This is a genomic window from Streptomyces sp. NPDC019443 (assembly GCF_044389785.1).
Classification (GTDB): domain Bacteria; phylum Actinomycetota; class Actinomycetes; order Streptomycetales; family Streptomycetaceae; genus Streptomyces.
In genome coordinates, this window is the sequence record NZ_JBIRYJ010000002.1 from 134,754 (window position 1) to 149,002 (window position 14,249).

The following is a 14,249-nucleotide window of genomic DNA, read 5'->3' on the forward strand; positions in this document are numbered from 1 at the left end:
CGAGCCGCCGCGAGGCCGGCACCAGGCACTTTCCGCCCCGGGTCACCGGCCGCCCCGCCGTCTGCCGCATTCGGAGCGTAGTTACGGCATGGCGTGGCAGTCAGCACCACATGCGAAGGGTTATGGTGGAAACCCCCCCTCGGGCCGGTCCGTATCCCCCCCACGGACCGGCCCGTTTTCTCTTCTCCGGCCTTGTGTCAGCTCCGCCCGGCCCAGATGTTGGTGCCCTCGGTGTCCACGGCGAAGGCGTCGATCTCCTTCAACTCGTCGGCGCTCAGCGGCTGTCCGGCCAGCGCCGCGACGTTCTCCTCAAGCTGCTGCACGCTGGAGGCGCCGATCAGCGCGGAGGTCATCCGCGGGTCCCGCAGCACCCAGGAGATGGCCAGCTGGGCGAGCGACTGGCCGCGCCGGGCGGCGATGTCGTTCAGCCCGTTCAGCCGCCGTACGACCTCGTCGGAGAGCAGGCCCGGGTCCAGGGACTTGCCCTGTGTGGCCCGCGAACCCTCCGGGATGCCCTTGAGGTACTTGCCGGTGAGCAGGCCCTGCGCGAGCGGCACGAAGGAGATGCAGCCCATGCCGGCGCTCTCCAGCGTGTCGAGCAGTCCGTCGTCCTCGATCCAGCGGTTGATCATCGAGTAAGAGGGCTGGTGGATGAGGGCCGGGACGCCCATCTCCTTCAGCAGCCCGGCCGCCTCGGCGGTCTGCTCCGCGTTGTACGACGACACACCCACGTACAGCGCCTTGCCCTGCTGCACGGCGGAGGCCAGCGCGCCCATCGTCTCCTCGAGCGGAGTGTTCGCGTCGAAGCGGTGGGAGTAGAAGATGTCGACGTAGTCCAGCCCCATCCGCTTCAGGGACGCGTCGAGCGAGGACAGCAGATACTTCCGCGAGCCCCACTCGCCGTAGGGGCCGGGGTGCATGAGATAGCCCGCTTTGGTCGAAATGGCCATTTCGTCGCGGTACGGCGTGAAGTCCTGCGCAAAGATCTTGCCGAAATTCAGCTCGGCCGAACCGGGCGGCGGGCCGTAGTTGTTTGCCAGGTCGAAGTTCGTCACGCCCAGGTCAAAAGCGCGGCGCAGGATCGCGCGCTGCGAGTCGAGCGTGCGGTCGTCGCCGAAGTTGTGCCAGAGGCCGAGCGAAAGGGCGGGGAGCTTGAGCCCGGAGCGGCCGGTACGCCGGTACTCCATCGACTCGTAGCGGCTCGCGGCGGCTTGGTAGGGGGAGGAATCAGTCACGCATCCCTCCCTATCACGGACTTGTGACAGGCCGGGTTGGGCCGCTGTGGCCCGTGCGCAGTAATGTGGCGGCTTCGGGGACTGCCGCACGGAGGGTACAAGAACAGTGAACCTGCGCGACCTGGTGTACGGGCTCTACGCACGCCGGGTGGAAGGCCGACTCGACCACGCCCAGGTGCCCAAGCACATCGGCGTCATCCTCGATGGCAACCGGCGCTGGGCCAAGGCGTCGGGCGGCACGGCCGAGCAGGGGCACAAGGCCGGCGCGAGCAAGATCCAGGAGCTCCTCGGCTGGTGCGCCGAGACCGATGTCGAGGTCGTCACCCTCTGGCTGCTGTCCACGGACAACCTGGACCGCCCCGAGGAGGAGCTCATCCCGCTCCTCGGCATCATCGAGAACGCGGTCCGCGACCTCGCCGCCGACGGCCGCTGGCGTGTGCACCACGTCGGCACGCTGGACCTGCTGCCCGACCGCACCCAGTCCGTACTGAAGGAAGCCGAGCAGACGACCGTAGGACGGGACGGCATACTCGTGAATGTCGCCGTGGGCTACGGCGGCCGCCAGGAGATCGCGGACGCCGTGCGCTCCCTCCTCCTGGAGCACGCCGACAAGGGCACGAGTTTCGAGGAGCTCGCCGAGATCGTCGACGTCGAACACATCTCCGAGCACCTCTACACCCGTGGCCAGCCCGACCCCGACCTGGTCATCCGCACCAGCGGTGAGCAGCGCCTGTCCGGTTTCATGCTCTGGCAGAGCGCCCACTCGGAGTACTACTTCTGCGAAGTTTTCTGGCCGGCCTTCCGCAAGGTCGACTTCCTCCGCGCGCTGCGCGACTACGCCGCACGCCACCGCCGCTACGGCAATTGAGGCACCGCAGTCCCTCCCTTCCGTAGGCCCCCAGCAGAGGCAATCACCCTCTGTTCATCTACGCGTCGTCATATGCCATGGCATGGCTGCGCATGTTCGAGGGAATATCCCTTCCAGGTCGACGTCCGATCCACGAACGTCGTATCTCAGTGAGCGGCCCAGACCGTTCACCCGGGAGGCCCTTTGCACACGAAGGACCGCACCTCTGGTGCGGACTACGGGCCGGGCCGGAGCTCGGCCCGTGCATCGTGGCCGGAGCCCGGTCCCATCGCCCGCGACGCCGTCGCACCCCGACCTCATCCGAGGGGGTACGTCCTTCCGTGGTGAACAGCACAAAGCGCCGCATGCCCGACAGGCGCACCTACGTTCTCGACACCAGCGTCCTGCTGGCCGACCCGAATGCCCTGACCCGCTTCGACGAGCACGAAGTCGTGCTCCCGATCGTGGTGATCACGGAGCTGGAGGCCAAGAGGCACCACCCGGAGCTCGGTTACTTCGCCCGGCAGGCGCTGCGCCTGCTGGACGATTTCCGGATCCGGTACGGACGCCTCGACGCCCCCATCCCCATGGGCGACCTCGGCGGCACGCTCCGTGTCGAGCTCAACCACTCCGATCCCGGCGTCCTTCCGGCCGGCTTCCGATTGGGGGACAACGACTCACGGATTTTGGCGGTAGCGCGCAATCTGCAGGCCGAGGGGTACGACGTCACGGTCGTCTCCAAGGATCTGCCCCTCCGTATCAAGGCCTCGTCCGTCGGCCTGCTGGCCGAGGAGTACCGGGCCGAGCTGGCCATCACCGACTCCGGCTGGACCGGTATGGCCGAACTGCCCCTCTCCGCCGAACAGGTGGATCTGCTGTACGGAGAGGAGACGCTGTACGTTCCCGAGGCGACCGACCTTCCCGTCCACACCGGTCTCGTCCTGCAGTCCGAGCGCGGCAAGGCGCTGGGCAGGATCACGGCCGAGGGCAATGTCCAGCTGGTGCGCGGCGACCGGGAGGCCTTCGGCATCCACGGCCGCAGCGCCGAGCAGCGCATCGCCCTCGATCTGCTCCTCGACCCGGACGTCGGGATCGTCTCGCTCGGCGGCCGGGCCGGCACGGGAAAGTCGGCGCTGGCGCTGTGCGCAGGCCTCGAGGCGGTCCTGGAGCGCAGGCAGCATCAGAAGGTGATGGTCTTCCGGCCGCTGTACGCGGTGGGCGGGCAGGAGCTCGGCTATCTGCCCGGCACCGAGGCCGAGAAGATGAGCCCCTGGGCACAGGCGGTCTTCGACACTCTCTCGGCCGTGGCGGGCCGTGAAGTGATCGAGGAGGTGCTGGGGCGCGGCATGCTCGAGGTCCTGCCGCTCACCCACATCCGGGGCCGCTCGCTGCATGACGCGTTCGTCATCGTCGACGAGGCCCAGTCCCTCGAACGGAACGTCCTGTTGACTGTTCTGTCCCGAATCGGGGCGAATTCCCGGGTCGTTCTTACTCATGACGTGGCACAGCGGGACAATCTGCGCGTCGGCCGATATGACGGAGTCGTCGCCGTTGTCGAGAAGTTGAAGGGCCATCCGCTTTTCGCGCATGTCACCCTCACCCGCTCCGAGCGCTCGCAGATCGCGGCGCTCGTGACCGAAATGCTGGAGGAAGGCCACATCTAGTACGGAATAAGGCAGTTGACGCCGCCCGGCAGGAGCGCAAGAGCGTAGCCGGGCGGCGTCTTGCTGTCCGCCGTTTTCCGTAAAACTCCTGGCCCAAACAGGGTGTGAGCTTTCACACGCAACGAAGAATTGCCTTGCGGTGTCTGCTTCCGGCAGAGTCTTGCTTCCGTCAGGCCCCGCATACGGCACACCCGCACCACCAGAGGTGCACAGCACCACACAACTCAAGACCTGCCGTCGTATGCCGCCCGCGAGCATCATGCGGCTGCTCCCGCAAGGGAGTTGCCCACCGGGCCCGCGCCTCCCGTGACCCAGGAAATGGGGAGGCCAGCGTCAGGGGCACGATTGCGCCCGCGAGGTCACCTATGCGGGCGATGCTGGAAGGACACCGTGTGAGCCGGATCTCGGTCCGGGGATTCGCAGTGGCATCTGCCACCGCGGTCACCACCGTCGGCGCCGTAGTGGGCGTTGCGTCGGGCAATACCCAGCCCTCGGGGGACAACCTCGAGGCAGCGGCAGCCGACGGAACGCTCCTCGCAGACATACCCGTGGGCCAGCAGGCCCAGGTTCAGGTCTCGTCCCTGACGCAGCAGGCCGACGCACAGGCCGCTGCGGCCGACGCGGCCGCGAAGAAGTCTGCCGAGGAAGCCGCCCGCATCCAGGCTGCCAAGACCGCCAAGGCGAAGAAGGAAGCCGCCGAGGAGGAGGCCGAGCGCGAGCGGGAGGCCGCGGAAGCGCGCGCCAACCGTGACGCGGTGCGCGACGCTTCGAGCTTCTCCGCGCAGAGCTCCTACACCGTCGCCGAGGTCAAGGCGATCGCACGACAGATGGTCCCCGCGGACCAGTTCCAGTGCTTCAGCAACATCGTGGACCACGAGTCCACCTGGAACTACCGCGCGCAGAACCCGTCTTCAGGCGCGTACGGTCTCGTCCAGGCACTGCCGGGCTCGAAGATGGCCTCGGCCGGCGACGACTGGCAGACCAACCCGGCCACCCAGATCAAGTGGGGCCTCAACTACATGAACAGCCGCTACGACAGCCCCTGTGGCGCGTGGTCGTTCTGGCAGGCCAACCACTGGTACTAGGATCCGCCGGCACTCAACTTCGCGGAGCCCCTCACCGTCCTACGGTGGGGGGCTCCGTGCGTGTACGGTCGGTCCCGGGAAGCTCCCGGGGGGAGTGGTAGGGGGAAGAGGAAGCATCATGTCGACACTGCCAGGGTGGCTCGCCGGGCTGGGCGCCGGTCTGACCCGGATCTCGGAACGCCTGGACGAGCGCCGTGAGGCCGCGGCGGACGAGTTGTCCGATGTGCCCGATGACGTCATGCCAGCCCGGGACAGCGTCCCGCCGCCGCCCGCGTACGCGCCCACGATCGCGGCCAGGCCCGACCCGGTCGTCGCGATCCCCTGGGGCATCCGCGTCGCGGCCGAGGCCGGCTGGCGGCTGCTCGTACTGGCAGGCACGCTCTGGGTGTTGATGCGCATCATCAGCGCCGTACAGCTGGTGGTCCTCGCCTTCGTAGCCGCTCTGCTCGTCACCGCAATGCTTCAGCCCACCGTGGCCCGTTTGAAGAACCTCGGCCTGCCGCGCGGGCTCGCCACCGCGGTCACCGCGATCGCCGGCTTCGTCATCATGGGCCTGGTCGGCTGGTTCGTGGTCTGGCAGGTCATGGACAACCTCGACAATCTCTCCGACCGGGTCAGGGACGGTATCGAGGAGCTCAAGCGCTGGTTGCTCGACAGCCCCTTCCATGTCACCGAGTCCCAGATCAACGACATAGCGAAGAACCTCAGCGACACCATCGGGACCAACACCGAGGAGATCACCTCGGCCGGTCTGCAGGGCGTGACGGTGATGGTCGAGATACTCACCGGGATTCTGCTGGCGATGTTCTCCACGCTCTTCCTGCTGTACGACGGGAAGCGCATCTGGGAGTGGGTGCTCAAGCTGGTCCCGGCGCAGGCGCGTGAGGGAGTCGCCGGAGCCGGGCCGCGTGCCTGGCGCACGCTGACGGCCTATGTGCGCGGCACGGTGATAGTGGCTCTCATCGACGCGATCTTCATCGGCCTCGGCATCTACTTCCTCGATGTTCCGATGGCCGTGCCGCTCGCCGTCTTCATTTTCCTGTTCGCCTTCATCCCGCTGGTCGGCGCGGTCGTCTCGGGCGCGCTCGCGGTCGTCGTCGCGCTGGTCACGCAGGGCGTGTTCACCGCTCTGATGGTGCTGATCGTCGTCCTGGCCGTACAGCAGCTCGAGGGCCATGTGCTGCAGCCCTTCATCCTGGGCCGCGCGGTACGGGTGCATCCCCTCGCCGTCGTGCTGGCTGTCGCGGCGGGCGGGCTGACCGCAGGGATCGGCGGCGCGGTGGTGGCGGTGCCGCTGGTGGCGGTGACCAATACGGTCGTCGGCTATCTGCGCGCGTACGGCAAGGAGCAGGCTGCCCTGCGGAGTACGCCGCCCGCCGGGGCGCCGGCGGTCGAGGTCGCGCCTACTCCGGCGCCGTCCGCAGTGTCTGCGGAGGAGGGCGCGTGATCGGCGTTCAGGACTGGGGCTTCCCGGCCTGCGGCTCAGCGGCGCTGAGTAGCGCCTCGACATCGAGGGTGACGGCGGCACCGATCGAGTCGGGCAGAGTGACCTGCTCGCCCGGGGCGTGGAGGCGGTGGGTGGCGTAGCCGTTCTCCATGGGCTCGGTCAGGACGTGCAGGCGCTTGTGCTTGCGATCGACGATCACATAGACCGGGACGTTCGCGTTGCCGTAGGCGACGACCTTGGACTGTAGGTCGTTGCGGTGGTTGCCCGAGGTCACCTCGAGGACGAGGCGGAAGACCGCGGGGTCGTAGCAATTGTGCTCGACCAGGTGTTCCTCGGCGTCCGCGTCGATCACACAGAGGTCCGGTACGGCGAAGTCCTCGGGGCCGTCCGGCAGCCACAGGCCGACGCCTTCCAGGACCTCAGTCTCGCCGCCGTCCAGTCCGGCGGCCGCGAAGGGCCGCCTGAGACGGGCCAATGCCCTGGCGTGAGCGAGGTCAGGGGGTGGGGTCACGGTGAGGACGCCGCCGAGGATCTCGACGCGATACCCAGGAAGCTGATCCGTGAGCCGGTCCGCCTGCTCAAGCAACGTCAGCCGACGCCGCTGCTCCGGCGGCTCCGGGCAGGTGTACTCGACAGGTGCTGCGGACATCTCGTCCCTCCCATGGGCTGGTGCCGAGAGCATCATCGTAGGCCGGTCCGCCGCAGTGTGTCCGGTGCGCGACCATCCGCCCGTACGAGTGAACGAAGGGCCCCGTTGGCCAGGAGGTCAGCGGGGCCCTTCACGTACGTACGCGGACTACTCGGCCAGCGCCGCTTCCGCGTCCAGCGTCGTGCCCACCGCCTGGATCACCGCGGCGATTTTGAAGGCCTCCTGGATCGTCTCGCGGTCCACGCCGGCCTTGCGGAGCACCTGCTCGTGCGAGTCGAGGCACTGGCCGCAGCCGTTGATGGCGGAGACGGCGAGCGACCACAGCTCGAAGTCGGCCTTCTCCACGCCCGGGTTGCCGATGACGTTCATCCGCAGACCAGCGCGCAGCGTCCCGTACTCCGGGTCCGACAGCAGGTGCCGGGTCCGGTAGAAGACGTTGTTCATCGCCATGACGGCGGCGGCCGACTTGGCGGCGGTGTACGCCTCGGGTGAGAGGTTGGCCTTGGCCTCGGGCTCCAGCTCGCGCAGCACCTTCGGCGAGCGCGAGGCGATCGCGCAGGCCAGGACGGTGCCCCAGAGCTGCTGCTGCGGCAGCTCGCTGTTGCCGATCACCGAACCGAGGTTCAGCTTCAGGTCCTTGGCGAAGTCCGGTACCGCGGACTTGAGTTCATCGAGAGACATTCCGGATCACTCGCCCGACAGGAGCGCGACCGCGTCCAGGGTGCTCTCGCCCTTGTTCCAGTTGCACGGGCACAGCTCGTCGGTCTGCAGGGCGTCGAGCACCCGCAGGACCTCCTTGGGGTTACGGCCGACGGAGCCGGCGGTCACCATGGTGAACTGGATCTCGTTGTTCGGGTCGACGATGAAGACGGCGCGCTGCGCGAAGCCGTCCTCGCCCTCGATGCCGAGGTCGCGCATCAGCTCGTGCTTGGAGTCGGCCAGCATCGGGAAGGGCAGGTCACGCAGGTCGGCGTGGTCCTTGCGCCAGGCGTGGTGGACGAACTCGGAGTCGCCCGAGAAACCGAGGATCTGGGCGTCACGGTCGGCGAACTCTTCGTTCAGCTTGCCGAACGCCGCTATCTCGGTGGGGCAGACGAAGGTGAAGTCCTTGGGCCACGCGAAGACGACCTTCCACTTGCCCTCGTAGGACTTGTGGGTGATCTCCGCGAACTCCTTGCCACTCTCCATCGAGACGCAGGCGGTCAGTTCGAACGTGGGGAACTGGTCACCGACAGTGAGCACGCGCTCTCCTTGCATATAGGAAGTCCCTTTTGGGGTCTTCCGGGGGTTGGACGGATCTTGATAGTGGCACAGAGTGCATTGATCACGGAAATAGCTAGACTCGGTCATCGTGATCGGAGGTACTTATCAGTGTCCCAGTCAAACAGGGGTAAACAGCCCAGTCTCGCTCAGCTGCGCGCCTTCGCCGCCGTCGCAGAGCATCTGCACTTCCGGGACGCGGCGACCGCAATCGGGATGAGTCAGCCCGCGCTCTCCGGTGCCGTATCGGCGCTGGAGGAGACACTCGGTGTCCAGCTCCTGGAGCGTACGACCCGTAAGGTGCTGCTCTCCCCGGCCGGCGAGCGGCTCGCGGTGCGGGCCAGGGCGGTGCTGGACGCGGTCGGCGGGCTGCTGGAGGAGGCCGATGCGGTACGGGCTCCCTTCACCGGGGTCCTCCGGCTGGGCGTGATCCCGACCGTCGCGCCGTATCTGCTGCCGACCGTGCTGCGGCTGGTGCACGACACGTACCCCGATCTCGACCTCCAGGTCCACGAGGAGCAGACGTCGTCGCTGCTGGACGGGCTGGCAGGCGGGCGTCTTGATCTGCTGCTGCTCGCCGTGCCGCTCGGAGTGCCGGGCGTCACCGAGCTGCCGCTCTTCGACGAGGACTTCGTCCTGGTCACGCCCGACGACCACTGGCTGGGCGGCCGCCAGGACATCCCGCGCGAGGCACTGCGCGAGCTGCACCTGCTGCTGCTCGACGAGGGCCACTGCCTGCGTGACCAGGCACTGGACATCTGCCGGGAGGCGGGCCGTACCGAAGGCGCCCCGGTGACCACCACCGCCGCCGGTCTGTCGACCCTGGTGCAGCTGGTCGCGGGCGGGCTCGGCGTGACGCTGCTGCCGCGTACCGCGGTCGAGGTGGAGACCGGCCGGGGCGGGCGGCTGCAGACCGGGTACTTCGCCGAGCCGGCCCCCGCTCGCCGGGTCGCCCTGGCGATGCGCGCGGGTGCTGCACGTCAGGGCGAGTTCGAGGAGTTCGCACAGGCACTGCGGGACGCGATGCGAGCGCTGCCGGTACGAGTGGTGCGCTGACCGACGGCGCTGCGCCGACTACTCCGTACGCAGCCCGTCCGGGCGCATCATGCGCCACAGCGGCGGCAGGCTGAGCACCGTCACCAGCAGGATCAGCGCGGCCCCGACCCCGGTGATGGGCAGGAAGGCCCACCAGTCGGCGACCTGCTTGTCGACCAGCTTCAGCAGGACAAGACCGAGCCCGATGCCGCCCGTGACCGCGAGGGCGAGACCCAGCACGATCGGCACGGCCGTCTGCCACAGCACTGACCAGCTCAGAGTGGCGCGCCGGGTGCCGAAGGCGACCAGCACCGACAGCAGCCGCTTGCGGTCGCGGAGCTGCTCCAGAGTGGAGACGAGCATCGACGCGGCGATCAGCAGCATCGTCGCGGTCGCGCCGACGAACAGGCCGGTGCGCACGCTGGAGAACTGGCTGTCACGCTCGAAGTTCTGCATCGTGAAGACGCTGGTCAGCGGATCGATGGCGGCCGCGGTGTTACGGGCGTACTCGGCCGCATCCGGCACGTCCGGGTCGAGCCGGATCATCGCCTTGGCCGTCGGGCTCACCAGCTTCGACACATCGATGGTGGACGGCGTCGCCATGACGCCGAAGGAGACCTGCCCCACCGGGTCGGTACGCGATTCCACCGTCCTGGTGGATGCGGGGATACGCCACAGCACCGGCTTGGTCGTCTTCGCCTCGCCTCCCGGGCCGAACTGCTCCGAGTTGAGGTTGACCTGGGCGCCGGGCCGGGCGGTCTCGGCGAGAAATTCGTCCGGGGGTCCCTGATTGCCGTGTGTACGGGCGATGAAGACGTCGCCGTCCTTGCAGGAGGGCAGCTTCGCCAGCTCCCGCAGCGACGGGCAGTCGGCGACAGTGATCTGGGTGCTGGGGATGTAGCCCTCGCCCTTGCGTATCGGTCCCGGCCGGTCGACGGACGCCTGGATCATCCCGATCACGCTGGAGACGCCCTTGGTCGCCGAGTACTTCTCGATCATCCTGCGCGCCACGGAGCCGTCCGTGGCCTTCGCGCTGGTCTCGAGCTGGGCGCGGGCCGCGTCCATACCGGTCGGCTTCATGAAGTCGCTCTGCACGGAGCTGAAGAGCATCTGCAGCGCGATGGCGCCGGCCGCCGCGACGACGATGCCGCTCACCGCACGGGCCGCCGTTCCGCTGCTCAGCTGGAGCCGCCGTATGGCCAGTTGCCAGGGCACGGGCCCGCCGCGCAGTCGGCCGACCACTGCCTCCACCAGCCACGGCAGCAGCGCGGTGACCCCGGTCAGCACCAGCAGCGCGCCGCCGGCGATCTGATAGGTGGCGATTTCGGTGTCCGCCAGGCCGACCCGGCCAGACTGGGGCAGCAGCAGGGCGAGACCGGCGGCCGGCATCAGCAGCCGCCACCACAGCCGGCGGCGCCGCGGAGCGGTGTTCCGCACAACACCGAGCGGCTCGATCGTCACACCACGCAGCGTGAAGAGGGTGACTCCGATCGCGGAGGCCGGTACGGCGACGGCGATCAACGCGGTCAGCACCGGGCTCGGCACGATGTCGGAGGGGAAGGCGTTGACGTTCCAGACGGTCACCGAGCCGATGAACTGCCGTATCAGCGCGAGGAATCCGGCGCCGGCGACCAGCCCGAGCAGCGCGCCGCACAGTGACTCACCGGCCGCGATCCGCCGTGTCATCGCCTGGTCGGAGCCGACCAGGCGGAGCGCGGCGAGCCGCCGGTCGCGCTGCTCGCCGCCGAACCGCACGGCGGTGGCGATGAACACGGCCACCGGCAGGAGCAGGGCCACACAGGCCATCACGATGATGAGCAGGAGCACCGCGCTCATCGGGTCGCCCTTGCCCTGGTTGCCGCCGTAGCTGTCCGCGCGCCAGTTTGCCGCCGCCTGGGAGAGGGTGGAACTGCCTGCGTAGTAGAACAACTCACCGGGGCCGATCAGGCCGCGGTCCCCGATGGTGGCGGTGACCCGGTACGGCAGCCGGTCCTTCAGCAGCGTCCCTCCGGGGGAGCTGAGCAGGTCGGCGAGGGCGGGAGAGACAGCCATCTCGCCGGGGCCCGGCAGCTTCGCGAGGCCGGGCGGCGCCGGGGCGTCGCTGCCGTCGGTCCGGATCACGGCGCCGTTGACGGTGTCCGAGTGGTAGAGCGTGCTGGTCTGGGCGAAGAGGAACGAGCGCTCGGAACGCTTCACCTCGTCGTTGAAGGTGACCGTGCGGTCCGCTTCGCGGGTGTCGCGGCTCTCGATGAGATGCGGCACGGACGCGGCGACCAGCAGCAGCGAGACGCCCAGGCCGACGCCGATGGCGGTGAGGATCGTACGGGTCCAACCGCGCCGACCGCCGGTGACGGCGAACCGGGCGCCCAGGGTGAGATCCCGTATCCAGGTGGCGCCGCCGCTCATGCCACGCCCGCCATGTCGCGCACCTTGCCGTCGCGGACGATGACTTCGCGGTCGGAGTACGCGGCCACCCGGGCCTCGTGCGTCACCAGGACGACCGCGGCATTGGTGTCCCGTGCCGCGTCGGTGAGCAACTCCATCACGCGCTCGCCGTTGAGGGAGTCCAGCGCGCCGGTCGGCTCGTCCGCGAAGATCACCCGGGGCGATGTGACCAGCGCCCGGGCGACGGCGACCCGCTGGCACTGTCCGCCGGAGACCTCGCCGGGCCGCTTCTGGCCGACGTCGGAGACCTCGAGCCGCTCCATCCACTCCTGGGCGGTGCGCTCGGCGGCCTTGCGCCTGACGCCGGTGAGCCGGAGGGGCAGCGCCACATTCTCCGTACAGCTCAACTCCGGTACGAGCTGCCCGAACTGGAACACGAACCCGAACTCGGTACGGCGCAGGGTGCTGCGCTCGGCGTCCGACATCTCGGTGAGCTCGCGCTCGCCGTACCGGATGGATCCCGAGTCGGGCGGGACGATCCCGGCGAGGCAGTGGAGGAGGGTCGACTTGCCGGAGCCGGACGGCCCCATGACCGCGACGACCTCACCGGGGTGGATGGAGAACGATGCGCCGTCGAGTGCGGGGGTCGGGCCGTACGCCTTGTGCAGATCGCCCGCGACGAGGAGGGAGCCTGCGGGGGTCATCCGCGCACCGCCTTGGCGAGCTGGTCGAGGCGGGCGGCGGCCAGTTCCAGCCAGCGCAGATCAGCTTCGAGATGGAAGAGGGCGTGGTCGCAGATGAGCTGATCGGCGAGATCGCCGCGGCGCTTGCGGTCGGTGAGGACGCGCATCAGCCGCAGATGCTCGGCCCGCTGCGAATCGAGCAGATCGGCGGCACTGCGGCCGGTGAGCAGGGCGAGGACGACCTTGGTGTAGAGGGTCGACTGAAGATACGGCTCGGGCTTTTCGGGTTGCGCGAGCCACCGCGACACGTCGGTGATCCCGGCGTCGGTAATGGCGTACCGCTTGCGCTCGGGCCCGCCGCCGGCCTCTATGCCGTCGACCTCGACGAGGCCGTTCTTGAGGAGGCGGGACATGGTGGAGTAGACCTGCCCGTAGTGCAGGGGCCGGTCGTGGCCGAACTTTTCGTCGAAGGCGCGCTTGAGGTCGTAGCCGTGGCGTGGGCCGGATTCGAGGAGCCCGAGGAGGGTGTGACCGATGGACATGAGGAGCACTGTACACGCGGTGTATACCCCGTGTGTATACCGGGGATCCGCCCCGGGCCCCGCGCCTCAGTCACGGGGCTTGAATTTCCCGCCGGCCGGCCTGGACTTTCAGGCCGACCGACCGCGGGGTGGGGGACTACCCCTCCTCCGGTGGCTTCGGGGGGCGGCCCCGTCGCGGGATCGGGCGCACCGTGCCCGGCAAGCGGCCCGCGTCCGACAGGGCGCGGCGGAGGATGAATTCGATCTGCGCGTTCGCGCTGCGCAGCTCGTCGGACGCCCAGCGCGCCAGCGCCTCGTACACCGCAGGGTCCAGCCGCAGCAGCACCTGCTTCCGCTCGGGGGGCGTCACTGGTAGAGCGTGCCCGTGTTGAGGACCGGCTGCGCCGCGCGGTCACCGCACAGCACCACCATCAGGTTCGACACCATCGCCGCCTTCCGCTCCGCGTCCAGCTCCACGATGTCCTGCTCCTGGATCCGGACCAGCGCCGCCTCGACCATTCCCACCGCGCCGTCCACGATCTGCCGCCGTGCCGCGACCACCGCGCCCGCCTGCTGGCGCTGCAGCATCGCGGAGGCGATCTCCGGCGCGTACGCGAGATGCGTGAAGCGGGACTCGATGATGTGGACGCCCGCCGCCTCGACCCGCGCGTGCAGCTCCACCGCCAGCTTCTCGGTGATCTCCTCCGCGTTGCCGCGCAGCGACAGGCCGTCCTCGTCATGCGCGTCGTACGGGTACTCGATGGCGATGTGCCGTACGGCCGCCTCCGTCTGCGTGGAGACGAACTCCAGGAAGTCGTCCACCTCGAACATCGCCTGTGCGGTGTCCTCCACCTTCCATACGACCACCGCCGCCAGCTCGATCGGGTTGCCGTATGCGTCGTTCACCTTGAGTACCGCGGTCTCGTGGTTCCGCACCCGCGTCGAGATCTTGACCCGCGAGGTGAGCGGGTTGACCCAGCGCAGTCCGTCCGTACGGATCGTGCCCCGGTAGCGGCCGAAGAGCTGGACCACTCGCGCCTCGCCCGGCGCGACCATGTTCAGCCCGCACATCGCGAAGAAGGCCGCGATCGCGGCCAGGATGCCGATCACTATGAGAGCGGCCTTCGCGCCGGTCGAGCCGGCCGTGGCCCCGACGACGATGAGCAACACCCCCGCGGCGAGGCCGAGCAGGCCGAGTAGCAGCGCGAGGCCCCCGCCGATGCTGTGTGCCGGAATTTCACGGACCTGCGGGGTGGGCATCTCCGGCAGGTCGTCCGTGGTTGTCGTGCTGGTGGCAGGCATGGTCGCTCCCCGTTTTCGGCAGTCCGGCAGCAGTCGGCGACCCTCGCCGACGCTGCAATCATTCTGCTATCACTTTAACTTTCGTCGCAACCCTGTGTGCCTCTCGTGAGTCGGTTCCTTGAGACGGGGTGCTCAT

14 protein-coding genes are annotated in these 14,249 nt (G+C 68.7%); 5 read left to right on the forward strand and 9 right to left on the reverse strand.

Features of this window, described 5'->3' with window-relative positions; all coding sequences use genetic code 11:
- Positions 1-197: 197 nt before the first annotated feature.
- Positions 198-1,235: an L-glyceraldehyde 3-phosphate reductase gene (gene mgrA / locus ACH492_RS06770; protein WP_398983570.1), complete on the reverse strand. Its 1,038-nt coding sequence runs from the start codon at positions 1,233-1,235 to the stop codon at positions 198-200.
- 106 nt (positions 1,236-1,341) lie between these two features.
- Between mgrA and ACH492_RS06775 the strand changes: the two genes are divergently transcribed.
- From ACH492_RS06775 to ACH492_RS06790, 4 genes are all read left to right on the forward strand, one after another.
- Positions 1,342-2,103 (forward strand): isoprenyl transferase, encoded by a 762-nt coding sequence (locus tag ACH492_RS06775; protein WP_307661385.1) that lies wholly within the window; start codon positions 1,342-1,344, stop codon positions 2,101-2,103.
- A gap of 320 nt (positions 2,104-2,423) precedes the next feature.
- On the forward strand, positions 2,424-3,746 hold the full coding sequence (locus ACH492_RS06780) for a PhoH family protein (protein WP_307661384.1): 1,323 nt from the start codon (positions 2,424-2,426) through the stop codon (positions 3,744-3,746).
- A gap of 374 nt (positions 3,747-4,120) precedes the next feature.
- Positions 4,121-4,831 carry a transglycosylase SLT domain-containing protein gene (locus tag ACH492_RS06785; RefSeq protein WP_398983572.1) on the forward strand — a complete coding sequence of 237 codons (711 nt, stop codon included), beginning with the start codon at positions 4,121-4,123 and terminating at the stop codon, positions 4,829-4,831.
- Positions 4,832-4,949: 118 nt separating this feature from the next.
- On the forward strand, positions 4,950-6,278 hold the full coding sequence (locus tag ACH492_RS06790) for an AI-2E family transporter (RefSeq protein WP_398983574.1): 1,329 nt from the start codon (positions 4,950-4,952) through the stop codon (positions 6,276-6,278).
- Between the two features lie 7 nt (positions 6,279-6,285).
- Here ACH492_RS06790 and ACH492_RS06795 read toward each other — a convergent pair whose 3' ends face one another.
- The 3 genes from ACH492_RS06795 to ACH492_RS06805 all read right to left on the reverse strand — a co-directional run bounded on the left by ACH492_RS06795 (position 6,286) and on the right by ACH492_RS06805 (position 8,169).
- Positions 6,286-6,927 carry a Uma2 family endonuclease gene (locus ACH492_RS06795; RefSeq protein WP_398983576.1) on the reverse strand — a complete coding sequence of 214 codons (642 nt, stop codon included), beginning with the start codon at positions 6,925-6,927 and terminating at the stop codon, positions 6,286-6,288.
- 147 nt (positions 6,928-7,074) lie between these two features.
- Entirely contained in the window at positions 7,075-7,608 is a 534-nt protein-coding gene (locus tag ACH492_RS06800) for an alkyl hydroperoxide reductase (RefSeq protein ID WP_398983578.1), read from the reverse strand.
- Between the two features lie 6 nt (positions 7,609-7,614).
- Positions 7,615-8,169 (reverse strand): peroxiredoxin, encoded by a 555-nt coding sequence (locus tag ACH492_RS06805; RefSeq protein WP_398983580.1) that lies wholly within the window; start codon positions 8,167-8,169, stop codon positions 7,615-7,617.
- 129 nt (positions 8,170-8,298) lie between these two features.
- Here ACH492_RS06805 and ACH492_RS06810 point away from each other — a divergent pair, with 129 nt between their 5' ends.
- Entirely contained in the window at positions 8,299-9,243 is a 945-nt protein-coding gene (locus ACH492_RS06810) for a LysR substrate-binding domain-containing protein (RefSeq protein WP_398983582.1), read from the forward strand.
- 18 nt (positions 9,244-9,261) lie between these two features.
- On the opposite strand, the gene ACH492_RS06815 is transcribed toward ACH492_RS06810, so the two are convergent.
- From ACH492_RS06815 to ACH492_RS06835, 5 genes are all read right to left on the reverse strand, one after another.
- Positions 9,262-11,628, reverse strand: a complete 2,367-nt coding sequence (locus tag ACH492_RS06815; protein ID WP_398983585.1) for an FtsX-like permease family protein — start codon at positions 11,626-11,628, stop codon at positions 9,262-9,264.
- A complete protein-coding gene (locus tag ACH492_RS06820) occupies positions 11,625-12,311 on the reverse strand; it encodes an ABC transporter ATP-binding protein (protein ID WP_398983587.1) in 687 nt (228 codons plus the stop codon). Before ACH492_RS06820 ends, ACH492_RS06815 begins: the two co-directional genes overlap by 4 nt.
- A complete protein-coding gene (locus tag ACH492_RS06825) occupies positions 12,308-12,832 on the reverse strand; it encodes a PadR family transcriptional regulator (RefSeq protein ID WP_398983589.1) in 525 nt (174 codons plus the stop codon). Before ACH492_RS06825 ends, ACH492_RS06820 begins: the two co-directional genes overlap by 4 nt.
- Positions 12,833-12,968: 136 nt before the next feature.
- On the reverse strand, positions 12,969-13,181 hold the full coding sequence (locus ACH492_RS06830) for a hypothetical protein (protein ID WP_398983591.1): 213 nt from the start codon (positions 13,179-13,181) through the stop codon (positions 12,969-12,971).
- Entirely contained in the window at positions 13,178-14,113 is a 936-nt protein-coding gene (locus tag ACH492_RS06835) for an SPFH domain-containing protein (RefSeq protein ID WP_398983593.1), read from the reverse strand. Before ACH492_RS06835 ends, ACH492_RS06830 begins: the two co-directional genes overlap by 4 nt.
- Between the last annotated feature and the right edge of the window lie 136 nt (positions 14,114-14,249).